Origin of the sequence: Novosphingobium barchaimii LL02, from assembly GCF_001046635.1 — a bacterium.
Lineage (GTDB): Bacteria > Pseudomonadota > Alphaproteobacteria > Sphingomonadales > Sphingomonadaceae > Novosphingobium > Novosphingobium barchaimii.
In genome coordinates this window covers 96,634-120,707 of record NZ_KQ130459.1, presented here as the reverse complement: position 1 = coordinate 120,707, position 24,074 = coordinate 96,634, and the positions used below count along the sequence as shown (strand labels likewise).

General features: G+C 66.1%; 15 protein-coding genes and 1 pseudogene. 8 read left to right on the top strand and 8 right to left on the bottom strand.

Going from position 1 to position 24,074, the window contains the following annotated elements:
• Positions 1–3: 3 nt before the first annotated feature.
• The gene (locus V474_RS22210) at positions 4–969 is read right to left on the bottom strand and encodes an SDR family NAD(P)-dependent oxidoreductase (RefSeq protein ID WP_059153403.1); all 966 of its coding nucleotides are present in this window, start codon (positions 967–969) and stop codon (positions 4–6) included.
• A 58-nt stretch (positions 970–1,027) separates the two neighbouring features.
• Here V474_RS22210 and V474_RS22205 point away from each other — a divergent pair, with 58 nt between their 5' ends.
• The gene (locus V474_RS22205) at positions 1,028–2,026 is read left to right on the top strand and encodes an AraC family transcriptional regulator (protein WP_236711395.1); all 999 of its coding nucleotides are present in this window, start codon (positions 1,028–1,030) and stop codon (positions 2,024–2,026) included.
• An 81-nt stretch (positions 2,027–2,107) separates the two neighbouring features.
• Here the strand turns inward: V474_RS22205 and V474_RS22200 are convergent, their stop codons facing one another.
• The 3 genes from V474_RS22200 to V474_RS22190 form a co-directional block, all read right to left on the bottom strand.
• Entirely contained in the window at positions 2,108–4,540 is a 2,433-nt protein-coding gene (locus V474_RS22200) for a TonB-dependent receptor (RefSeq protein ID WP_236711394.1), read from the bottom strand.
• A gap of 784 nt (positions 4,541–5,324) precedes the next feature.
• Positions 5,325–6,380 carry a sugar phosphate isomerase/epimerase family protein gene (locus tag V474_RS22195; protein WP_059153401.1) on the bottom strand — a complete coding sequence of 352 codons (1,056 nt, stop codon included), beginning with the start codon at positions 6,378–6,380 and terminating at the stop codon, positions 5,325–5,327.
• A gap of 17 nt (positions 6,381–6,397) precedes the next feature.
• Entirely contained in the window at positions 6,398–7,516 is a 1,119-nt protein-coding gene (locus V474_RS22190) for a Gfo/Idh/MocA family protein (RefSeq protein ID WP_059153400.1), read from the bottom strand.
• Positions 7,517–7,731: 215 nt separating this feature from the next.
• On the opposite strand from V474_RS22190, the gene V474_RS22185 reads away from it, so the two are divergent.
• The 4 genes from V474_RS22185 (at position 7,732) to V474_RS22170 (ending at position 12,763) form a co-directional block, all read left to right on the top strand.
• On the top strand, positions 7,732–8,691 hold the full coding sequence (locus tag V474_RS22185) for a sugar phosphate isomerase/epimerase family protein (RefSeq protein ID WP_059153399.1): 960 nt from the start codon (positions 7,732–7,734) through the stop codon (positions 8,689–8,691).
• A complete protein-coding gene (locus V474_RS22180; RefSeq protein WP_059153398.1) occupies positions 8,688–10,019 on the top strand; it encodes an MFS transporter in 1,332 nt (443 codons plus the stop codon). Before V474_RS22185 ends, V474_RS22180 begins: the two co-directional genes overlap by 4 nt.
• 12 nt (positions 10,020–10,031) lie before the next feature.
• Positions 10,032–11,654 carry a GMC family oxidoreductase gene (locus V474_RS22175; RefSeq protein ID WP_059153397.1) on the top strand — a complete coding sequence of 541 codons (1,623 nt, stop codon included), beginning with the start codon at positions 10,032–10,034 and terminating at the stop codon, positions 11,652–11,654.
• 83 nt (positions 11,655–11,737) lie between these two features.
• Positions 11,738–12,763, top strand: a complete 1,026-nt coding sequence (locus tag V474_RS22170) for a LacI family DNA-binding transcriptional regulator (protein WP_059153396.1) — start codon at positions 11,738–11,740, stop codon at positions 12,761–12,763.
• On the opposite strand, the gene V474_RS22165 is transcribed toward V474_RS22170, so the two are convergent.
• Complete coding sequence (locus V474_RS22165; RefSeq protein WP_059153395.1) at positions 12,760–14,010, bottom strand: amidase; 1,251 nt, start codon at positions 14,008–14,010, stop codon at positions 12,760–12,762. The two genes, V474_RS22170 and V474_RS22165, sit on opposite strands and share 4 nt — an antisense overlap.
• A 129-nt stretch (positions 14,011–14,139) precedes the next feature.
• On the opposite strand from V474_RS22165, the gene V474_RS22160 reads away from it, so the two are divergent.
• Positions 14,140–15,363, top strand: coding sequence for an MFS transporter (locus V474_RS22160; RefSeq protein ID WP_059153394.1), 1,224 nt, complete (start codon positions 14,140–14,142; stop codon positions 15,361–15,363).
• A gap of 54 nt (positions 15,364–15,417) precedes the next feature.
• On the opposite strand, the pseudogene V474_RS22155 reads toward V474_RS22160, so the two are convergent.
• Both V474_RS22155 and V474_RS22150 read right to left on the bottom strand, forming a co-directional pair.
• Positions 15,418–16,872, bottom strand: a pseudogene (locus tag V474_RS22155) (alginate export family protein).
• 58 nt (positions 16,873–16,930) lie between these two features.
• Complete coding sequence (locus V474_RS22150; protein WP_059153393.1) at positions 16,931–18,268, bottom strand: dicarboxylate/amino acid:cation symporter; 1,338 nt, start codon at positions 18,266–18,268, stop codon at positions 16,931–16,933.
• A gap of 286 nt (positions 18,269–18,554) precedes the next feature.
• On the opposite strand from V474_RS22150, the gene V474_RS22145 reads away from it, so the two are divergent.
• Both V474_RS22145 and V474_RS22140 read left to right on the top strand, forming a co-directional pair.
• Positions 18,555–20,210 (top strand): sensor histidine kinase, encoded by a 1,656-nt coding sequence (locus V474_RS22145; protein ID WP_148649518.1) that lies wholly within the window; start codon positions 18,555–18,557, stop codon positions 20,208–20,210.
• Entirely contained in the window at positions 20,210–21,523 is a 1,314-nt protein-coding gene (locus V474_RS22140) for a sigma-54-dependent transcriptional regulator (protein WP_059153392.1), read from the top strand. The genes V474_RS22145 and V474_RS22140 overlap by 1 nt, the downstream gene beginning before the upstream one ends.
• Before the next feature lie 101 nt (positions 21,524–21,624).
• Here V474_RS22140 and bglX read toward each other — a convergent pair whose 3' ends face one another.
• Positions 21,625–23,892 carry a beta-glucosidase BglX gene (bglX, locus tag V474_RS22135; RefSeq protein WP_059153391.1) on the bottom strand — a complete coding sequence of 756 codons (2,268 nt, stop codon included), beginning with the start codon at positions 23,890–23,892 and terminating at the stop codon, positions 21,625–21,627.
• Positions 23,893–24,074 lie beyond the last annotated feature (182 nt).

The window sequence follows — 24,074 nt, the reverse complement described above, 5'->3', positions numbered from 1 at the left end:
GCATCAGAACCGTTCGGAAACCAGTTCCTCGCTCTTGGTCCAGAGGGCCTGCGCGCGGTCCGCGTCCAGCGCATAGGGCCGCACGCCGGCACGAATGCCTTCGCTGTCCTGGAGTTCGGCGACGTGGCAATCCTCGCAATAGCGTCCGCCGATGGCTTCGGCGTCGGCAACCACGGCCGCCCATACCGACGTCGCCGCGCCCTGGGGTATGGACTTGTAGGCGAACGGCGGCAGCCCGGCGGCCGCCTGGGTCGCGTTGAGGGAGGCGATCAACGCTTCCTCGTCGGCCTCGGACATATGCCGGCTCAGTTCGGTGCGGATGCCGCCTGGATGGACCGCCGCCGCGCGCACGCCGCGATCCCGGTGGCGCCGGTCGAACTCCACCGCGAACAACACGTTCGCCGTCTTGGAGCGACCATAGCCGATCCACGGATCGTAGGCGGTGTGCTCGAAATTGGGGTCGGTGAGGTCGACGTCGGCAAAGCGGTGCCCGGCGGACGAAAGGTTCACCAGCCGCCCGTTCTCACGGATCAATCCGGCAATGCGGTTCACCAGCACGAAGTGGCCGAGGTGATTGGTGCCGAACTGGGTTTCGAAACCGTCAGAGGTGCGGCCCAGCGGCGGCGCCATCACCCCGGCATTGGCGATCACGATGTCGAAAGGCGTACCGTCGGTGACCAGCCCATCCGCGCAGGCCCGCACACTGGCGAGCGAGGCAAGATCCAGTTCGACAAGATCGAAGCTGCCGCGGCCGCGCCCGGCCGCTTCGCGTACGCTCGCCGTCGCCTGCGCGGCCTTGCCCAGATCGCGGGCAGCGCCCACCACGTTTGCTCCGTGCGCTGCGAGCACGCGGCAAGTCTCTACCCCCAGCCCGGCGGAAGCGCCGGTCACGAGTATGCGCTTGCCGCCAAGGTCGATGCCGGCAAGCACGTCATCCGTCGTCGAGGTAGCGCCAAAAGTACTGGTCATGTCCATCTCCTGATAGGCAATATATGTCCGAGCGCGGCTTTGCGGCCCTGCCCAGCATATGGCCGGAGCGCGCCTGATCCCGGTGCCCGATCGTATCAACGCCTTGCCCGATCCTATCAGCCCGCTTGAAACGAGAGCGGCGCGGTGCGATCTTGCCGCCATGCAGGAATTGCTCGAACGCATGGCCGCCCGGGTCCGCCGCCACACCGATGGCCTGCGCCTCAAAACGCCGGTCCCCCGCCTGGGCCTGGGCGTTTCCAGCCAGAGCAGCACGCCGGTGAGCACGGTTTACGAACCGATGATCTGCCTGGTGCTGCAAGGCGCAAAGCAAGTGATGATCGGGAACCGCGTCCTGCGTTATGACGCCGCCAGCTGTTTCGTCACGTCGCTGGAACTGCCTGCCACCGGCTGCGTGATGGAAGCCTCGGAAGCGCAGCCCTATGTCGTCACCAGCCTCGCGCTGGACCGCGCGGTGCTGTCCGACCTGCTGGCCCAGCTGCCCTCGGCGCCGCCAACGCCTCCGGCCGCTGGCTTCGGCGTGGCGCCGGTGACCCGCGAACTGCTGGACGCCTGGGACCAGCTACTTGCCCTGCTCGACACCCCGGCAGACATCCCGATTCTTGGCCCGGCGCGCGAACGGGAAGTGCTGTACCGGCTGCTTCAGGGCAACCACGGGCCGATGCTGCGGCAGGTGGGCCGCGAGGACAGCCGCCTGTCGCGCATCCGACGGGCGATAGAGCGTATCCGGCGCCAGTTCGACCAGCCGCTTCCCATCGGCGACCTTGCCGGGATCGCTGGCATGAGCGTCCCCTCGTTTCACCGCCACTTCAAGGCCATCACCGGCATGAGCCCGCTGCAATACCAGAAGACGCTGCGCCTTCAGGCCGCGCGCCGGCTGCTGGCGACCAGCCACGATGCCGCCCGCACCGCCTTTGCCGTGGGCTATGAGAGCGCCTCACAGTTCAGCCGCGAATATGCCCGGCAGTTCGGTGCCCCGCCTTCGCGCGATGCGGCGCGAATGAGCGGCGTCCCGGACGAAGCGCTCGGCTCGATCTGAATCCTTGCGGCCTTTTCACAAATACGAAAGGGCCGCCACCTTGCGGCGACGGCCCTTTCCTCGACAGTTCTCGCGTTCGGTTCAGAAAGCGTAGCCGACCGAGAAGATCGCCTGGCGCGGCGGGATGTAGGTGTCGGACACCTGCCCGCTGCCATAAGGATCCGTGAAGCGTGAATTGACGCCGTCCTTGTTGAACAGGTTCGTCACCGTCGCCGAGACGCTGAGGCCGCTATCGCCAAGCGCGTAGCTCGCAAAGAGGTTCACTTGCGAGTAGTCCGGCGTATCGTCCTGCACCGGAACGGCGAAAGCGCGCGAATTGAACTTGCCGCGATAGATGTACTGCGCGCGGGCCGTGAATTCGCCCGGGCCGACCTGCCCGGTCCACGAAACCGCCGCCGAACCCTGCACGGTCGGCATCTGCGGAAGTTTATTCCCCTTGATGTTCACCCGCGCGCCTTCGCGTGCCAGTGAGGCTCCGAAGAAGTTGGTGTAGAACAGGTTGCCGGCATACCCGGCCGCTGCCTGGGCCGCGTCCGCCGCCGTCGGGTCGAGCGCCAGGTAATCCCCGGTGAACTTGCTGTGGAGCAATGACAGCGACCCTTCGAAGCGCAAGTGCGAGGTGGCCTTCCAGTCCATCTCAAGCTCGGCGCCGTAGACTTCGGCCTTTGGTCCGTTGCTGATTCCTTCGGAATAGAGGATCGCATCGTCTTCGAGGAACTGCAGGTCCTTGTAGAAATAATAGAATGCCGAAGCGTTGATCTGCAACGTGTTGTTCAAGAAGCGGTTCTTTGAGCCGACCTCGATCGAGTCCAGGGTTTCCGGCTTGAAGGTCGGCTTGGTGCCGTTCTCGAACCCGAAGATCGTGAACGAGCTGTTGCCCTGCGCTGCCGAGCTGTTGATGCCGCCCGGTTTGAAGCCGCGTGTGAAGCTGGCGTAGACCATGTTTTCCGGCGTCAGATCATAGTCCAGCGCGAACTTGCCGGTCATGCGCTGGGTGGTGGTGCCGGCGCCGGGCGTGGGCTGAAGAAACGCGCCCGAGGTGCTGCTGGTCGAACCGCCCGAAAGGCTGTCGCTTACGCCCGAATACTTGTCGTGGTTGTAGCGGATGCCGGCCGTGACGGTCAGCTTGTCGGTCAGTTCGTAGCTGCCCTGCGCGTATCCGGCGTAAGCCTCGCGGGTGATCGACGAGAGTTCGGCATAGGTCAGTCTGGAGACCAGCGGATCGTTGTACGCAGCGTTGTCCGGCAGCGGCGCGTCAAGCCCGTCACCCATCCCGGAGCGGTACTCGTTGATGTAGCTCTGGTTCTTCGAATGCAGGTACACTGCGCCGACGATCCAGCGGAATGGCCCGTCGTTGCTTGACGCCAGGTTGTATTCCTGGGTCCACGACGTCGTGTTCTGTTCCCACAGCGCGGTATGATCGTACCGCACGCCGGTTCCGGCCTGGATGCCTTCGGTCAGGGCATAGAACAGGTCGGTGTTCAGCCCGTCGCTGTCCCACGACAACTTGCTGTGCAGCTTCTGGTAGCTGGTGATGGAGTTGAACGTCACCGCGCCCATGTCGAACTTGACCACGCCGTAATATAGCTGTGTGCGGATATAGGTCTTGCCCGGATAATCCTGCGTAAGCCTGCGCGGATCGGGATCGGGGTCGAGAATGTTCTTCTGCGCCGTGGCATTCGCGTCGCCCTTGTACTGGATTGTACTTAGCAGCACCGAAACCCGGTCGCTGGGCTGCCACTTGACCGCCAGCTTGCCGCCCCAGTCGTTGGCGTTGTCGAGTTCGTAGCCGGAGTCGCCCGCCACGGATGTCGCCTTGGCATAACCATCGTGGCGGTAGCGCTGGACGGCACCGCGCACCGCGATCGTCTCGCCGATAGGAACATTGAGCGCGGCATCGGCCTTGAGCAGGTTGTAGTTGCCGTAACCGACATTGGCGGAGCCTGTCAGCACGCCCGGTTCGGGCTGCTTGGAGACGACGTTGATGGTGCCACCGGTCGAACCCTGGCCGTACATCGTACCCTGGGGACCGCGCAGGACTTCCACTTGCGACACGTCGATGAAGGCGGCGTTGGCGGCGATCGAGTTGAAGATGTAGACGCCGTCGATGTGGAACGAGACACCGGGCTGGGTATTCGGGTTCTCGGGCGTTGCCGTACCGATGCCGCGAATGGAAATGTTGCGCTCACCGCCGCCGCTCTTGGCGATGACCAGACCCGGCACGCTGCCGTTGAGGCCGGTGATCTCGGTGATGTTCGCTTTCTTGAGCGTGTCGTCGGTGACGGCGGAAACCGAAAGGGATGCCTTCTGAAGGGTGACGTTGGTGCGTTCGGCGGAAACGACGATCTCCTGAAGGCCGCCGCCTGAGCCGCCAGCACCGTCGGCCGCCGCATCTGCAGCTTCAGCTTCGCCCGATGCTGCAGCCTCGTCCGCCCAGGCATGGGCAGGGCACGTCGCGGCAAGCAGCGCCAGGACGGAGACACCCGTGGATTTCATCAGTCGAGTTCTCGTCATCACAATAACCCCCCATCGTTGGAGGCGCACCGCAATGGATGCGCGCGTTTCCACCGCCCTTCAGATTCTGGATATCCTCATCCCGGCTGGATCGCCCGGATCGATGCCCGGCCTTCATGCAAGGCGCCGGCAAAGCCCGGCGGCACCTGCAATCCCGCGCTGCGATGGTCCTGTGCGCCACCGCAGCCAGCCTGCACTACTTCCCTGATTTTTCTTGTTTAACTGACATGGTTATCTTCCATGCATCTGGAACTGCTCGTGTACGGATACTTCCGGCCGGGCAAGACTACAAATTCAGCCTCACCGCGCCTTGTACGTCCAGCTTCGGCGATTTGCGGCGCGGCGCAAGCGGCAAGTGCCTGCGTGCGCTCGCGATCAAATGGCGGGGCACCTTGCGCAAAGAAACCGTCATACGCGGGCCGCCTGCCAGCCACGGCACGACGGGAGCAAGATCTTCACCAAGGATTCGACCTTTTGTTCGCAGCACACCTCGGCGCCGGATGGACGGCGGGCGGCTTCTATATGCGCTGCTCTTGCGTCCCGGTGCGGGAACTGTTGTCCTTTAGTACAACTTGCAGATGATATCGTTTACATGTATTGATGCGTTCAAGCGCTGAAGCCCCCTGTGCGGGGCCGGACGGCGAAGCGGGTGCACTCTCCTCCCTCTGCACCCGCTGACGCCACGGCGCGGAGCCTTCTCGGGTCGCACCGCGGAAGACAAGATGAAACCCCGGGGGCTATCCGCAACCCCCGGGGTTTCTATCTTTCCGGCCCGAGTTTTCGGTCAGGCCATACCCATCCGGGCGAAATCCGGTATCATGTCATCATTGCCACTGACGAAGTCGTCGAAGGCATGGTCGGTCACGCGGATGATGTGCCGGTCGATGAAGGGTGCGCCTTCCGCCGCGCCGACTTCGGGATGCTTGAGCGCGCATTCCCATTCGAGCACGGCCCAGCCGGCAAAATCGTACTGCGCCATCTTCGAGAAGATCTGCGTGAAGTCCACCTGTCCATCGCCCAGCGAGCGGAACCGTCCGGGACGATCGACCCAGCCCTGATAGCCACCGTAGACGCCGGATCTGGGGGACATGCGAAACTCGGCGTCCTTGACGTGGAAGCACTTGATCCGCTCATGGTAGATGTCGATGAAGCCCAGGTAATCGAGCTGCTGCAGCACGAAGTGGCTGGGATCATAGAGGATATTGGCGCGCGGGTGATTGCCCGTGGCTTCCAGAAAGCGTTCGAACGTGACGCCGTCGTGCAGGTCTTCGCCGGGGTGCAATTCGAAGCCGATATCGACGCCGGCTTCGTCGAAGCGGTCCAGAATCGGGCGCCAGCGCCTTGCCAGTTCGGCGAAAGCCTCGTCCACCAGCTGCGCCGGGCGCTGCGGCCAGGCATAAAAATAGGGCCATGCCAGCGCGCCCGAGAAACTGGCGTGGGTGGTCAGGCCCAGCCGCTGGCTGGCGCGCGCCGCCATTTCCAGCTGGCTCACCGCCCATTGCTGGCGCGCGCCGGGGTTGCCGCGCACCTGCGTTGGCGCGAAAGCATCGAACGCGGCGTCATAGGCCGGGTGCACGGCTACCAACTGCCCCTGAATGTGAGTGGAAAGCTCGGTCAGCTCCAGCCCGTGAGCGGCCAGCGTGCCCAGCACTTCGTCGCAGTAATCCTGGCTTTCCGCCGCCTTTTCAAGATCGATCAACCGGCTGTCGTTGCTGGGAACCTGGAGGCCCTTGTAGCCCAGGCCAGCAGCCCATTCCGCAATCGAATCGAGCGAATTGAAAGGCGCGTCATCGCCCACGAACTGGGCAAGGAAGATGCCCGGACCCTTGATCGTTTTCATATGCGAAAGCCTTTCCTTCAAACCTTGAGATCGACCCAGCCGCTTTCGGCGCGGCTTGCGGCCACGGCAGCGGCGACCAGCGCCATGCCGCGCAGGCCATCCTCGATACCCGGCACCAGCGAGCCGCCTTCGCCGCGCATGTCCCGCGCGAAATCGCGGTAGAGATTGGCCAGTGCTTCCAGCAGCCCTTCCGGGTGACCGCCCGGAAGGCGGATGCCGCGCATGGCGATCGCGGACAGCCCCGGATCGCCGGCGCGCACCACTTCCATGCCGCCCTCGCCCTTCAGCCATTCGAAGCGGTTCGGGTTTTCTTGGCTCCAGCGCAAGGCGCCGGTTTCGCCGTAGATGCGGATGGCAAGATCGTTGCCCTCACCCGTCATCACCTGCGAGGCCGAGAGCAGCCCCCGCGCGCCGCCTTCGAAGCGCAGGAACATCTGGCAATCATCGTCGAGCGCGCGGCCCTGCACCACGGTGCCAAGATCGGCGTTGATACGGCTGACGCGCAGGCCGGTGACGAATTCGGCGAGGTGAAAGGCGTGGACGCCGATGTCGGCGATGCAACCGCCCTCGCCCGAGCGGGCCGGGTCCAGCCGCCATTCGGCCTGCTTGCCCTCTCCCGCTCCGGCCAGCCAGCCTTGGTTGTATTCCACCACGACCTTGCGCACCGCGCCGATCGCGCCTGTGGCAATGCGTTCGCGCATTTCACGCACCAGCGGGTAGCCGGAATACGTATACGTCAGCCCGTACGGCACCGGGTTCGCAGCAAGCACCGCCGCCAGTTCGCGCGCCTGGTCCAGCGTCGCGGTCATCGGCTTGTCGCTCATCACCGCGATCCCGGCGCGCATTGCTGCGCAGGCGGCGGGCAGGTGATGGAAGTTGGGCGTGGCGATGGTGACGAACTGGATGCCGTCGGCGCGGGCCGCCTCGGCGTCCAGCATTGCCTCGATCGAGGGATAAGCGCGCTCCGGCGCAATGCCATAGCCGCGCCCGGCCTCTGCGCTGCGCTGCGCATCGCGGCTGAAGGCGCCCGCGACAAGCGCGATCTCGCCGTCCAGTTCGGCAGCGATGCGGTGTACCGGCCCTATGAACGAGCCGGGACCTCCACCGACGAGGCCCATACGGATACGATCAGGCATTGTTTTCCTTCACTTTAGCCTTCGCCCGGCGGCTTTCACTGGGGCATATGAAAACGATAACACACGTTAGTCACCCGGAAAACCGGAAATCCGGCAACCCTTGGTACGGCATGTCTTGACAAGGCCTGAGGATTCGGGCTTTTTCGAAAAGAAAAGGTTTACATTGGCAGCGCATGGGGAAATCCGTGCTTCGCCTCAACCCAAGGTATCGTCAAATGCTTCCGTTCGGTGTCGATCTCATCACGTTCTTCCATCCCGGTTTCTGGGGGATGGCGAATGAGGACGAGGTCGTCGCTTTCGGCAATGCCCAGCCGCGCCCCTTCTGGGACCGGATGCTCGATACGCTGGAGCAGAGCGGCGTCACCGGCATCGAAATGACCTTCGCCCCTTTCGGCGCGGACGGCCTGATCGCTGCTTACGGATCGCATGAAGGGGCCAGGGCCGAATTGGACCGGCGGGGCCTGGCCGTCGCCAGCGGCTTCTTCGCAGACATCGCCATCGAGGGCGGCGTCGGCGATCCGCAGTCCGAGGCCCGCTGGCTCGCCAAGGGTGAGGAACTGGCCAAGGCGCTTGCCGGGTGGGGCGCCGACGTCATGGTGATCGGCCTGCCGATGCGGGCCAGCTGGGATGCCCAGCCGCCGCTCTTTGTAGGCCTCGACCTGGCGCAGAAGGCGGCGGATTTCGCCAATCGCCTCGGCGCGGCGGTGCTGCGCCACGGCGTGCGCCTGGCGCTCCACACCGAGGCGCACTCGATGTTCTGCCAGCCGCGCGACATCGACCTGCTGATGCTGCTGACCGATCCGGTCTATGTCGGCTTCTGCCCCGACAGCGCGCATATCCTGCTTTCCGGCGGCGATCCGGCGGCCATCGCGGCGCGCCATGCCGAGCGCGTGGTAATCGCCCACTGGAAGGACGCGACCGGCCCCATGCCGATCAACATCCCCATCGACCACGCCATCCACCACGCCCACCGCGCCTATTTCTGCGCGCTTGGCGACGGCAAGGTGGACTTCGGCGCATGGGCGGAGTTGATGGCGACACGTACCAGCCAGAACTGGGCCATCCTGGAGATCGACGCCGTGCCGGACCCGCTTACCGAGACCCGCAAGTCGCTTGAATTCGCCCGCACCGTGCTCGAACGCCTGCCCCCTTCGCGCGTCGGCTGCCCGGCATGAGCGGCGGCCTGGACGGCAGCGCACTGACCTGGCGCGAAAAGCTCAGCTACGCGCTGGGCAATTTCGGGATCAACCTGCCGTTCGGCATGACCAATGCCTACCTGCTTTACTTCTATACCGACATCTACGGCGTCAGCGCCGGCACCGTCGCCTCGTTGTTCCTGATCGCGCGCTGCGTCGATGCGATTTTCGACCCTATGATGGGCCTGCTGATCGACCGCACCGAGACGCGCTGGGGCAAGCACCGCCCATTCCTGCTGTGGCTGGCCGTGCCTTTCGCGGTGTGCGGCGCGATCGTGTTCTGGGCGCCGCCGCTGCAAGGCTGGGAGAAGATCGCCTTCATCTTCGTCAGCTACACGCTGATGGGCATACTCTATTCCGCCGTCAGCCTGCCGCTCAACTCGATGCTGCCCACGCTGACCCGCGATCCACGCCAGCGCAACACCATCAACGCCCTGCGCGAAGTGATCGGATCATCCGCCACGGTCGGCATCGGCTATGCCGCGCTGCCACTCATCAAGGCGTTCAGCCATGGCGACGAGGCGCATGGCTTCCTCGTCCTGGCCGCGATCACCGGCGTCATCACGCTGGTGTGCATGCTCAATGCCTTCGCCAATACGCGCGAGCGGGTGGAGGTGGACGCCAGCGTCGCCAAACTCACCACCGCACAGTCGCTTGAGGCCACCAAAGGCAACTGGCCGTGGATCGCGACGATGCTGGTCAACTTCTTCTTCTGGATCGGTTTTACCGGTCACATCCAGTCCTTCGTCTATTTCGCCAGCAACGTGCTGGGCGATGCCGAGTTCACCTCCACCCTGATGCTGACGATGCTGGCGGTGCTGATCGGCACCGCGCTCGCGGGCGTGTGCGCCAATGCCATCGGCAAGCGCATGACCGGCGCCATCGGCGCCGGCGTGGCCACGCTGTTCACCGCCCTGATGCCGCTGTCGGACAGCCACGCGTGGCTCATTACCGCCAATGTCGTCGCCTATATGGGCCAGGGCCTGATCGGCGGCCTGCTGTTCTCGCTGATGGCCGACGCAGTGGACTACGGCGCGTGGCGCTCGGGCTTCCGGGCGCAGGGCTTCCTGTTCGCCGCCTCCAGCTTCGGCGTGAAGCTGGGCATGAGCGTGGGCGGCGCCGCCGGCGCATGGTTCCTCAGCCTTGCCGCCTATGACGCCAAGGCCGCCGCCACGCCCGCCGTGGTCACCGCCGTTATGGCCGGCCACGTCTGGCTGCCCGCCGCCAGTTATGTGGCGATGGGCCTGTCGCTTCTGCTGTTCCGCTTTGCCCCCGCCTATACGCGCGGCCAAGCTGCTCCCGCCTGATCGAGACCTGAAATGCGCACTCAGTTCGACTACATCATCGTTGGCGCCGGTTCGGCCGGCTGCGTCCTGGCCGAGCGCCTCAGCGCCGACGGCAGCAAGCAGGTGCTGCTGCTGGAAGCAGGCGGCCGCAACGACGAATTCATGGTCCGCATGCCGCGCGGAATGGTCAAGATCTGGGCCAGGCCCAAGTGGTACTGGCCCTTCCCCGCCGAACAGCAGGGGGAACGCCCCGCCGGCGAAACCTGGTACTACGGCAAGGGCCTTGGCGGATCGAGCGCGGTCAACGGCACCTGGTATTTCCGCGGCCAGCCGCGCGATTTCGACGCCTGGGAAGCGCTGGGCAACAAGGGCTGGAACTGGTCCGAGATTGAGCGCTGCTACCGCGAAATCGAAGACTTCCGGGGAACCGGCTACGGCCAGCGCGGCAAGGGCGGCCCGATGCAGGTAACCGAAGTGCCCCGGGGCGACGCCGTGCTGACCGGCGCGATCCTGGAAGCCGCGCGCGAGGCAGGCATTCCCGTCCACCCCGACGTCAACACGCCTGGCACACAGGTCGCCGGGCGGACCCAGCAGACCGTCGATGCGCGCGGCAACCGCGTCACCGCCTATACCGCCTTCCTCAAGCAGGCTGAAAAGCGGGCCAATCTGACGATCCTGACGGGCGCACTGGTCCGCCGCGTGACCTTTGAGGGCAAGCAGGCCACTGGCGTGCTGGTCCAGGTGGGCGGCCGCGAGGTGACCTTAACCGCGCCGCGCACCATCCTGTCGGCAGGTGTGTTGCAAAGCCCCAAGCTGCTCCAGCTTTCCGGCATCGGCCCGGGCGAAGTCCTGCGTCGTCACGGCATCGAGGTCGTCCACGAAAACCCGCACGTCGGCCGCCACATGAACGAACACATGATGGTCTCGCTGTCATGGCGGCTCAAGAAAGCGCGCGGCCTCAATCATGAATTCCGGGGCTGGCGCGCCTATATGCATGGGCTGCGCTACATGCTGGGCGGCAAGGGCCTGATGGCCTCGCTGCTGCCGGAAGTCTCGGTCATGGCCTCGATCGAGGCCGACAAGGACTGGCCGGATCTCCAGATCGGCATCTCGCCCTATTCCATGGCTCAGTCGGAAGACGACAAGCCCGAGGCCGGGCGCGGCCAGACGGAAAGCGTCCCCGGCATCACCGCCACCGCCTTCTGTCTGCGCCCGAGCAGCCACGGCTATGTCGAGATCGCCTCGACCGACCCGGCCGTATCGCCGCGTCTGGTGCCGCAGTGGTTTTCCGTCCCCGAAGACCGCGTGACCATCCAGCGCGCCATCCGCAAGGTGCGCGAAGTCATGGCCCAGCCCGCCCTCGCGCCTTACGTGGGCGAGGAAACCGCGCCCGGTTCCGCAGTTCAGAGCGACGAGGAAATCCAGCAGGCCGCCAACTGGATGATCTCCACGGGCCTGCACGGCACCGGCACCTGCCGCATGGGGCCGGATGCGGCGGAGAATGTCATCGACGGCGGCCTTCGCGTCCACGGCGTGAGCGGGCTTTACGTGGCGGACTGTTCGGCCATGCCGACCGCGATCTCGGGCAATACCAACGGCCCGGCCATGGCCTTCGCCTGGCGCGCGGCGGAAGTGATCGCGGCCGAGGTGTTCTGACGCCGTCACCTCAACAATGAATTGCACGTCATGCAACACCCGCGCTTGCCGCCAGGCGATCGCAAATGTAACGTTTACATCCTATGGCGAATATCAAGGACATCGCCCGCGTCGCGGGTGTTTCGGTAGCAACGGTCTCTCGCGCGCTCAGCACGCCTTCGCTGGTGCGACCCGCCACCATCGAGCGGATCGAGGCGGCCATCGCCGACCTCAACTACGAACCCAACCATCTCGCCGCAGGGCTGCGCCGCCAGCGTAGCGACAACGTCATCGTCGCCGTTCCCAGCATCTTCAACCCGTTCACCTCCGCCTTCGTCGAGGGCATCGAGAACGTGGCGCGGGCGAACAAGATGCGCGTTCTGCTGGGCATCACCGAAGGCGATATCGACACCCTTAACAAATACGTCTCGATGATCGCGGGCAAGCAGGCCGATGGCATGATCCTGCTCGAAAAGACCCTGCCCGATATCGTCCGCAATCCTCCCACCAAAAGCAAGATGCCCCCGCTGGTCGCGGCCTGCGAATATCCGCCGGACATCACCCTGCCGCGCGTGCGCACCGATGACCACGAAGCCAGCGCGCTGGTCGTGGGCCACCTTGCCGAACTGGGCCATACCCGCATCGCCGCGATCACCGGCCCGCTTGACCAGTTCATGTCGAAGGACCGCCTCTCCGGCTACAAGCTGGGCCTGCTGCGCGCACGCATCGAGGTGGACGAAGCCATCATCGCGACCGGCGATTTCTCGCTCCAGTCGGGCTACGATGCGATGCTGCGGCTGCTGGACGCCGACCCGCAGTTCACCGCCGTCACCTGCGCCAACGACGAAATGGCGCTGGGTGCGCTCAGCGCCCTGCAACAGCGCGGCATCAGCGTTCCGGACGAAATGTCCGTCACCGGTTTCGATGACTTGCGCTTCGGCGCCTTCTCCAGCCCGCCGCTCACCACCGTCCACATTCCGACGGTGGAGATCGGCGAGGCGGCGATGCGGCTGATGCTGGATTCGTTGCTCCAGCCGGATCAGGTCAGCGCCTCGCGCGAGGTGATTCTGCCGCATCGCCTGATCGTGCGCCAATCCACCGCCGCTCCGAAAAAGCGGCGCAAGGCCTAGGCCGAAGGCCGCGCCGCGCCGAGCCGCTCTTCGATCTCGCGCGCCGCCGCTACCAGCCGCCTGTCGGCATAGCGCGGCGCGACCAGCGACACGCCGATGGGCATTCCCCCCTCTCCCTGCGCCAGCGGCAGGTTGACGACAGGGGCGTGGAGCAGCGTCCAGGGCTGGTTGAACTTCGGCTCCCCCGGCGAACGGCCCAGCGGCGCGATCCCCGGCGCGCTGGGCGCCAGCACCGCATCCAGCCCCGCAATCGCCCGCTCGAACCCCGCCCGCGCGGCAGCGGCGCGGTCATGGGCTTCGCGCAGACGCGCGTCGGGATAACTGGCGAGCGCATCGACCCGCAGGTGGAAATCGGCGTGGAGCAGGCCTGGCCGCGAACGGGCCAGGCCGAGGAACGCCGCCGCCCCTTCCCGGAACAGGATGGCGCGGTGATCGTCGTTGAGATGCTCGAATTCAGGGAGCACTGCGATATCCACCATCACCACCCCGGCGCGCGCCATCGCGGCGGCCACGCCGTCGAACGCGGCCTTGCCGCCGGGCGTCATCTCATCCCACCACGGCGTGCGGAAAACGCCGATCCGCAAGGGCTGCGGCCCAAGCGGCGCGGCCTCGGCCAGCCCGAAAACCGCGCAGACCTTGTCGCACAGATCAAGGTCGCGGGTGTACCAGCCTACGGTGTCTAGGCTGTTGGCGTACATCTTCACCCCCTCGCGGCTGACGAGGCCCCAGGTCGGCTTGAACCCGTGAATCCCGCAGAAACTGGCGGGCCGGATGGTCGATCCGCCGGTCTGCGTCGCCAGCGCCAGCGGCACGTGCCCGTCCGCCACCGCCGCCGCCGAACCGGCCGAGGACCCGCCCGGCGTGCGCGTAAGGTCATGAGGATTGGCGCTGACGGCATTACGCCCGGCCGCGGCGAATTCGGTGGTGTCGGTCTTGCCCAGGATCACCGCGCCTGCCGCGCGCAGGGTGGCGACGCAGGCCGCATCCTCGGACGGCACGAAGCCTGTGAACAGCGGCGAGTTGTGCGTCAGGGGCAGTCCGGCGACCGCGATGACGTCCTTAACCCCCACACAAAGCCCTGCTAACGGCCCTTTAGCGCCGCCTGGCGCATCCAGAGCCTGCGCAGACGCCAACGCGCCGACGTCATCGACATGAAGCCAAGCCCGCACCCGCGCATCGCGCGCGGCGATGCGCTGCAATGCAGCATGGACATTCGCGGTGGCGGAGGAGTAGGCGCTCTGGACCATGAATCAACGAATCCCTCAAGGAAGACCGCGTCTGCACGCGCGTCACATGCATAGGCAGGGCTTGATGACAGGTGAGCAGTGTGACTTCCCGCTTGGCTTGTGTAAAGCATTACATTATGCGGTGCAGCAATGACTCAGCCTGCCAGCCCTCAAGCGGCCCCGCATTCACGCGGACCCTCGGCCGGACCGTCGATCGCCGCCGCGCTCGCGACCACGACGACGATCCAGATTCTGTCGACGGTGACCGCGCTGGCTCTTACCGGCATCGCGCCGCTGGTCGCGCCTGATTTCGGGCTTGCTCCGCATTACGTCGGCTATCAGATCAGCGTGATCTACGCCGCGGGCATGATGGCATCGGCCTTCGCGGGAACCCTGATCCAGCACCGCGGTCCCGTGCAGGTGGAGCAACTGGCGCTGGGCTGCTTCGGCACAGCGCTGCTTCTGCTGGCAAGCGCGAACCCATGGGTGGCGGTGCTTGCCTCGATCGTGATCGGCATCGGCTACGGGGTGCAGAACCCCGCCAGCGCGCAGATCCTGGGCGCGGTGACGCCGCCGCACCGGCGTTCGCTGATCTTCTCGATCAAGCAGGCGGGCGTGCCTATCGGCGGGGTGCTGGCCAGCCTGCTGCTGCCGGCGATGGCCCCGCGGCTGGGCTGGCAGATGTCCCTGACCCTGCTTGCCATTCCCTGTTTCGCGATGATCGGCGTGCTGGCGCTGAAGGGCGGGCCGCCACGGCCCACGCGCCCCCCCAGCGTCGCCCTGTGGCCCAACTTCGTTTACGAGCAGCGCCTCGTCTGGGGCAGCGCCGCGCTGCGTTCGCTGGCGGTGCTGGGAATGCTCTACTCCTCGCTCCAGCTTTCGCTGTCCGCATTCGCGGTCATCATGCTGGTGGATCACGGCTGGCCGCTGGTTCAGGCCGGGCTTGTCGCCGGAGCGCTTCAGGCCTGCGGCGCGCTGGGCCGTGTCTCATGGGGCGGCCTTGGCGACCGGTTCGGCGGCTTTGCGGTGCTGGCGCTGATCGGCGCGGTGTCGATGGGCTGCATGATCGCGCTATGGCAGCTCGACGCGCTGCCGATCTGGGTCCAGATCGCGGTGCTGTGCCTGTTCGGCTTCTGCATGAGCGGGTGGAACGGCGTGGTCATGGCCGAATGCACTCACCACTGCGCCCCCGAAGACGCGGGCCGCGTGATCGGCGGCTCGCTGGTCTACACGTTCCTGGGGGTCATGATCGGCCCTGCCGCGATGGCGACGATCTATGCCTGGTGCGGCGATTACGGCACCAGCTTCCTGCTGGTCAGCTGGGTTGCCGCCCTGGGCGCCGTGATCGCCGCCCGCGCCGCGATCAAGGGCTGATATCTCCCCGCCTGTTCGTCCTTCGACAGGCTCAGGACGAGCGGGCGGCGGATATCAAAAGCGAAAGCTGACCCAGCCGGCAAGGAAGTCCGAGCTGCGATAGCCCGCATCGGTCAGCGCCGGACCCGCCGCCAGATGCTCATACCGGCCGGTGAACGATACACGCGGCGTAATCGACCACACCAGCTGCAACCGCGCGAGATCGGCGATCTTGCGCGACCGCCCGTTCTGCGTTCCCGCGAAGGGCTGACCATTGGCCCGGTAAACCGCATCGTAGACATTATCGCGCCAGGCCATCTCATACTCCGCCGTGACGCGGGCGTTCTTGAACGGAGTGAAGCTGACGTTCGGGGTCACTGCAACGAGGTTCGAGGGCGTGAGGTACAGCTGATAGCTGAAGTAGATGTTGTTGCCGAAGGGCGAATAGGCATTGCGCAGCTTGCCGTCGCCATAGCCTCCGCCGCCGCTGGCATAGTCGGCGTGGACACCCACGCGCGGTGCGGTCTTGGCCTTGCCCAGCCGGTAGGTCGTGGCGATGAAGGCCTGCCAGGCATCGATGTCCTGGTTGATATAGGTCCCTCACTGGTGGTTGACCGTCCAGTCCACGTTAACCGGCCCAACGTCGCCGCGCAGCTGCGCGCCCAGGTAATAGCGCGTCGCCGGGCCGATCCGTCCGCCCCAGGCCCCAACGTCGTTCTGCCGCCGCCACAGGAAGGTATCGAGATAGAGCTGCGAGCCGCCAAGAAACGTCTTGGGCAGCACGAAGCCAAGATTTCCGCCCGAAAACCGGCGCGCCGGATCGTTGACATCGTCCGCCGTACCGAGATCGCCGTAAGAGGTCGGCCGGAAATCGAACACGCCCGCACGCACCGTCCGCCCGCGCGCCCATGCGCGCACGCCGTTCAGGGTATAGCGGATCGTGTTGCTGTCACGCTGCGAGGTCAGCAGATTGGGACCGTCGGTGAATTCCTGCCGTCCATAGCGCACGCCGACGTCGATGCCGCCGATCTCGCCGCTGGCTTCGACGAATGACTGCTGGATCACCAGATCGTTGCGCAGCGAGGTGGATGGCACGCCAAGATTGCGCCCGCCGATGCCGCCATGGGCAAGCTCGCCATAAGCGCGCAAGTGCTCACCGATATGCAGATCCGCCCCGGCAACCACGCGGGTGATGTCCTGGCGCTGGGCATCGGCTTCGCGCAGGTTCGGATTGGTCGTCTCGTTTACCCGCAGGCGCAGTTCGCCCGAGAGGGTGAGATAGATGTCGCCGTCCTCGTCCAGCGGCAGATACTTCAGCCGGTCCAGCGGGTCGTCGCGCTTTTTCGCATCGCCCATCGAGGTCCAGTCCTCGGCCCAGCGTGAAAGGCTGTAGCCGCCCGTGACGGCGCCGTCGCCGTTGTAGGAGGCGGGATATTCAGCCTTCTTGTCTTCGGCGTGCGCCAGCGCAGGGACCATGACGGAGGCGAGCGAAAGGGTGGCGGCAAACAGCCGCGCGCAAAACGTAGTCATCGAGAGTCTCCCGGTGCGCGCGCCTCTATCGGGCGCGCTTGTTGTCTCGGGGCCGCGCTTATTCGGCGGGAACGGCGTGGGCGGGCAGCGCCAGCGTGGTGCCGCTGAGCGCGGCATCCAGCTGGTCGTGGTCCAGCCTGCCTTCCCAGCGCGAGACCACCACCGTCGCCACCGCATTGCCGATGAAGTTGGTGAGGCTGCGGCATTCGGACATGAAGCGGTCCACGCCCAGGATCAGCGCCATGCCCGCGACCGGCACAGAAGGCACGATCGACAGTGTGGCCGCCAGGGTGATGAAGCCCGCCCCGGTAACGCCCGCCGCGCCCTTGGACGAAAGCATCGCCACGCCGAGCAGAAGCAGCTGCTGGCCGATGGTCAGGTCGACGTTGCAGGCCTGCGCGATGAACAGCGCCGCCAGCGTCATGTAGATATTGGTGCCGTCGAGGTTGAAGCTGTAGCCGGTGGGGACGACGAGGCCGACGATCGCCTTGGGGCAACCGGCGCGCTCCATCTTCTCGATCAGCGCGGGCAGCGCGCTTTCCGAGGAGGACGTGCCCAGCACCAGCAGCAGTTCGCCCTTGAGATAGCCGATCAGGCGGAAGATCGAGAATCCGCAAAGGCGCGCCACGGCGCCCAGCACCACCAACACGAAGATCAGCGAGGTTGCATAGAACGTCGCCACCAGCGCGGCCAGGTTGGCCAGGCTGCCCACACCGTACTTGCCGATGGTGAAGGCCATGGCGCCAAAGGCGCCGATCGGCGCCACGCGCATGACGATCGACACCAGCTTGAAGACGACGACCGAGACGTCTTCGAGGATCGAAAGGATACGCTCGCCCCGCTCACCGATCGAGGCCAGCGAAATGCCGAACAGGATCGCGACTACGAGGACCTGAAGGATGTTGCCCTGCGTGAGCGAGGACACCAGCGTTTCCGGGATCATCGCATTGAGAAAGCCGACCAGCGAGGTTTCGTGCGCCTTCTCGGAATATTCGGCGACCTTGCCGGCATCGAGGGAGGCAGGGTCGATGTTGAGGCCCGAGCCCGGCTTCACCACGTTGGCGACCACCATGCCGACGATCAGTGCCAGGGTGGAGAAGAAGAAGAAGTAGCCGAACGCCTTGGCGGCCACGCGGCCCACCGAGCCGAGATCGCGCATCCCGGCGATGCCGGTCACGATGGTGAGGAAGATGACGGGGGCAATCACCATCTTCACCAGCTTGATGAACATGTCGCCCACCGGCTTCAGCGATTCGCCCAAGGCCGGATAGAAGTGCCCGAGCAGGACGCCCGCCGTGATCGCCACCAGCACCTGCAGGTAGAGATGGGAATACCAGCGGCGCGGCGCGGGATGCGCGCCGTCATGGGGCTGAACGTCGGTGGGTGTGTACTTCATATCGGTCGCCTGATCCTCTCGGGCAAGGCAACGCCTGGGGCGGTGCTCGTGCCGGGCAATTTTGCGCTTTGATGCGCTGCGCGCAAAGGGAATTGCGAAAATTGATGAATCGTTGTTTTTCAATTCTTTAGCAATACAACAGGCACGTTCCTGTCCAGCTTCCTGCACATGCCCCGTCCAAAAAGTGCAGAAATTTGCACATCGCCAAGCCTTGGCGTATCGGATTCGGGTGATCCGAACGAGAAACCTCGGTCTGCTGGCCGCAGCGCTGGTCTGCGCCGCGCTCATGGCCTTCGCCGCCGGACTGGCCGTGCGCAGCGCCGCCACGGCGCGCTTTGCGCAGGCAGCAGCCACGGACGCGCGGCTGCGTCAGGCCCTGCTCGCCAGCGAAGTGGCGCGCTTCCGCCTGCTCCCCCTTGCATTGGGCGACGATGAGGACCTTGTGGCGCTCGTCTCCGGCAAACCCGGCGCAGCGGGCGTGATGAACGCCAAGCTGGAGCGGCTTTCACGCGATTTCGGATCGCCGATCATCTACGTCATCCGCAGCGACGGACTGACGCTGGCCGCCAGCAACTGGCGCGATCCGCGCAGTTTCCTGGGCAAGGACTATAGCTTTCGGCCTTATTTCCGCGCCGCCATGCGCACCGGCACCGGCGAACAGTTCGCGCTGGGCACGGTCAGCCGCCAGCCCGGCCTGTTCTTCGCGCGACGCGCCGCCGGGGGCAGCGTGGTGGTCATGAAGATGGCGTTCGACCGGGTCGAGGCGCAGTGGCGCGAAAGCGGCGGCCTGACTTTCGTGACTGACCGCGACGGCGTGATCCTCGTCACCAGCCGCCCCGACTGGCGCTATGCCGCCACGCGCACCCTTGGCCCGCAGCGCAGCCGCATCGAGCGCGAGACGATCGGCGTCGGCAATCTCGGCCCGCCCCCCTTCACCGTGCTGGCGGACGGCCGCATCGCGATCCCCGGTGTAAGGGGAGATTTCCTGCTCGCCGCCACGCCGCCCAGCCCCGCCGGGTGGCGGGTGAACCTGGCGCTGCCCCTGCGCGCCATCGATACCACCGTGCGCGCGGCCCAGATCGGCGCCGCCCTGGCCACCCTCGCGCTGCTTGCCCTTGCCCTGTTCCTGCGCGAGCGCGGACGCCGCCGCTCCGAACGCACCGCGCAGCTGGAAGCCGCCGTCGCCGCACGAACGGTGGACCTGCGCCGCGAGATCGAGGAGCGCGCCGCCGCCGAGGAACATGCCGCGCAGCTACGCGAAGGGCTGCGGCAGGCCAACCGCCTCGCCACGCTGGGGCAGGTCACCGCCAGCGTCGCGCATGAAACCGCGCAGCCGGTGGCGGCGATCCGCAACTATGCCGCAACCTCGCGCCAGCTGCTGGACATGGGGGCGGACGGCGAAGTGCGCGCCAACCTTCAGGCGATAGACCGGCTGGCCGAGCGTATCGGCACCGTCACCGCCGAACTGCGCGGTTTCGCGCGCAAGGGCAGCCGGGCGGGCGGGCCGATCCCGCTGGAGGAAGTCGTGGAAGGCGCCTGCCTCCTGCTCAAGGAACGCCTCTCGCGCGTTGATTTCGCACGGCCGCAGATCGGCCCGGAAGTGGTGGTCTTCGGCGGACGGGTGCGGCTGGAGCAGGTGCTGGTCAACGTCCTGCAAAACGCGCTGGAAGCGCTGGAGACGTGCCCCGAACCGCGCCTTGCCCTGACATGGGCGTACCATGAAGGCGCCGTGCGTATGCTCGTCGCCGATAACGGCCCCGGCATCGCGCCCGAAGTGGCGGGCCGCCTGTTCACCCCCTTCGCCACCAGCCGCCAGACCGGCCTTGGCCTTGGGCTGGTGATCGCCAAGGACATTATGGAGGACTTCGGCGGCAACCTGCACCTTGTGCCCACCGAAACGGGCGCCTGCTTCGCCATCACCCTGAAGCGCGCGCCGTCGTGATGGACAGTTCCCGCCGCGTCGCTCTGGTGGAGGACGACGAAGACCTTCGCGTCTCCACCGCGCAGGTTCTGACCCTTGCCGGTTTCACGGTGGAATCCTTCGCCGCCGCCGCGCCCGCGCTGGCAGCCATCGATGCCGGCTGGCCCGGCCTGGTGGTGACCGACGTGCGCATGCCGTACATGTCCGGCATCGAGCTGCAGCGCGCCCTGCACGAACGGGACAGCGAACTGCCGGTGATCCTGGTGACCGGCCACGGAGACGTGACCATGGCGGTCGATGCACTGAAGGCCGGGGCCTGGGACTTCCTCACCAAGCCGTTCGACCCGCAGGCGTTGATCGCCGCCGCCGACCGCGCGGCGACCGCCCGCTCCCTTGTGCTCGACAACCGGCGGCTGCGGGCGGAGGCGCAAGGGGAGGAATCGTCCGGGCTGGTCGGCCAGTCGCCCGCGATCCGGCGCCTGCGCGAGATGATACCCACCCTTGCCAATGCCGATATCGACCTGTTCATCGAGGGTGAGACCGGCACCGGCAAGGAACTGCTCGCCCGCCTGATCCACCGCGCCGGCAAGCGCGCGCGGCACCGTTTTCTGGCGGTTGCCTGCGCTGCCCTGCCCGATCCGCTGGAGGATGAACTCTTCGCCCCCAGCGGCGAGGCCAGCATCGCTGCCGCCAATCGCGGCACCCTGTTCCTCGACGATATCGACCAGGCCGCGCGGCGCCTGCAGTCGCGGCTGGTGCCTCTGGTGGAGGAACGCGCCCTGCGCAGCCCCGGCGCGCGCGAGCCGCTGCCGCTGGACCTGCGCGTGATCGCCACTGGCGGAGCGGAAGAAGGTGACCTGGCCGAACGGATCGCGCCCGCCCTGTTCTACCGGCTGGCGGCGCTGCGCCTGCGGATGCCTCCCTTGCGTGAACGGCGCGAGGATGTGCCCGCGCTGTTCGCGCACCTTGCCGGCGCGGCGGCCGCGCGTCTGCGGCGCCCCCTGCCCGAGATGACCGGCGCCGTGCGCGACCACCTTGCCGGGCACGACTGGCCCGGCAATGTGCGCGAACTGGCGCATTATGCCGAACGCTTCGTGCTGCGGCTGATCGAGTCAGCGCCGCAGCCGCAATCCGACGCCGCCGGTGACACCCTGCCGCAGCGGCTGGACGCCTTCGAGCGCGAGACGATCGTGGGGGCGGTGATGAACGCCAACGGTGAGATCGGCGCGGCGATTCAGCGCCTGGGGATCCCGCGCAAGACCTTCTACTACAAGGTCAACAAGCTGGGGATCGACCTGACCGCACTGCGCAAGGACGCCGCGCGGGACGGCTAAGAGACCGTTTGAAAATGCGCAGAGGAGCGCATTTTGAATGCGCCGCCAGCCCATTCTCAAACGGTCTCTAAGGCCCGGTCATCCCCGCATCATGCAGGCAGCTACGCGGCTACCGCTGCGTAGAGCGTGATCTGCGAATGCAGTCCCCCTTCCGAAGACTGGCCCACCCAGATATCGAACAGCCCCGGCTCGGCGATACGCTTGTTACCCGAACCGACGAACTCCAGATCGATGCGCGACAGCGTGAACCTTACCGTCCGGCTGCCCCCCGGATCGAGCGTCACCCGCTCCATCCGCTTCAGCTCCCGAATTGGCCGGGTGCGGCTGGCCACACGGTCGCGGATATAAAGCTGCACCACTTCGCTGCCCTTGCGCTTGCCCTTGTTGGTAAGGCGGACCGTGATCTCGATGGTCCCGTCCCAGCGCAGGGCCGGATCGGCAACGTGCAGCCGGTCCAGCGCGAAATCGGTGTAGCTGAGGCCGTGGCCAAAGGGGTAGCGAGCGCTGTTGTCGGTAGTGGAATAGCGGGCCTTGTACTCAGTGCTGCCCTTGTCGAGCACCGGGCGACCGGTGGATTTGCGGTCGTAGAAGAACGGCTCCTGGCCCGATTCCCATGGAAAACTGACCGGCAGCTTGCCCGAAGGATCAGCCTTCCCTGTGACCAGATCGGCGATGGCATTGCCCGCCTCGGAACCGAGGAACCACGTTGCCAGCACCGCATTGGCATTGGCGACGCCTTCGTGCAGCGCTAGCGCGCGGCCGTGGCGCAGAAGGACAACCGTGGGCTTGCCGGTCGCGGCGATGGCATCGGCCAGCGCCTGCTGGGCGGCGGGAATCTCGATCACGGTGCGCGACTGTGCCTCACCCGACATGTCCTGCGATTCGCCAACCGCCAGCAGGACGACATCGGCCGCCTTGGCCGCCTTCACCGCCGCCTCGATGCCGCCGTCCAGGGGCTCATGGATGCCGCAGCCCACCACCACCGTCAGCTTGGCGGGATCGGGCAGCGCGGCGCGCAGGCCGCTGGCGATATCGACGCCCTTGGCCGGATCGCCGTAGAAGGCCCAGGGCCCGTAAAGGTTGTCCTTGTCCTCGCCGAAAGGGCCGATCAAGGCGATCTTCTGCTGCTTGTCCGGGTCCAGCGGCAGCACACCGTCGTTCTTGAGCAGCACCGCCGAACGCGTCCCTGCCTCCCGTGCGAGGGCGATATGGGCAGGCGCGCCGATCCGGCTGCTTTCCGCCTTTTCGTCCAGCGAACGCCACGGGTTTTCGAACAGGCCCATGGCGGCCTTCACGTAAAGGATGCGGCGCACGGCAACGTCGATGGTACCCATCGGCACCGCGCCGCTCTTCACCAGTTCGGGCAGATAACGGATGTAGAGCCCGCTCTGCATCGACATGTCGACGCCGGCCAGCACCGCCAGCCGCGCCGCATCGCGGTCGTCTTCGGCAAAGCCGTGCGCGACCAGTTCCTCATCGGCGGTGTAGTCCGAGAAGACGAAGCCGCGAAAGCCCATCTCGCCGCGCAGGATATCGGTCATCAGTTCGCGGTCGGCGGTGGCGGGCACGCCGTTGATCTCGTTGAACGCCGCCATCGTCGTCAGCGCCCCCGCCGCAAAAGCCGAGCCGAAGGGCGGCAGGTGGGTTTCGCGCAACGTCTCGTCGCTGATATCGACGTTGCCGTATTCCAGCCCCGCCGCCACCGCACCGTAAGCGGCGAAGTGCTTGGGACATGCCAGCAGCGAATCGTCGCGCCGCAGATCACGGCCCTGGAAGCCCCGGACCCGCGCGGCGGTCAGAAGAGCGGTGAGGGTCACGTCCTCGCCCGCCCCTTCGACCACGCGGCCCCAGCGTTGGTCCCGCGCGACATCGGCCATCGGCGCGAACGTCAGGTGAAGGCCCGCCGCCGTCGCTTCGACCGCCATGGCCCGCGCGGTGCGCCGGACCATCGCCGGGTCGAAACACGACGCCTCGCCCAGCGGCACCGGGAAGATCGTTTTCAGGCCGTGGATCACGTCGCCCGCAAAGATCAGCGGAATGCCCAGACGGCTGTCGTTAACCGCCATTTCCTGGGCCCTGCGCGCCCCTGCCACGCCGATGCCGTTGAACAGACAGCCGACGCGGCCCTTGCGGATTTCCTGCGCCAGCCGCTTCACATCCTGGATGCCGGCATCCGGGTTGGGCGGATTGAATGGACGGAAGGCATCGGCAAGACAGGTCATCTGCCCCGCCTTTTCCTCTACCGTCATGCGCTTGATGAGGTCATCCACACGCTCGACATCGCCCGCGGCCAGTGCCCCGCGGGATACCCCGAGAGCGAAAGAGCTGGTGATGATGCCGGACAGGACACTGCGGCGATCTATTTTCATGAAGGCGGAAAAATCACTCTGGAAGGATGTGCACCTATCCGCTTCTAAGCGATCGCGCCGGATTTTGTTGCATTGCGGCAAACGGGGTAGCCCGCTTTCGGGGCGACTCATCCGTGCCGCGCGCCGAACATCCTCAAAAAGAAGGCCGCCGACATGCCCGCGAAAGCGGCATGTCGGCGGCC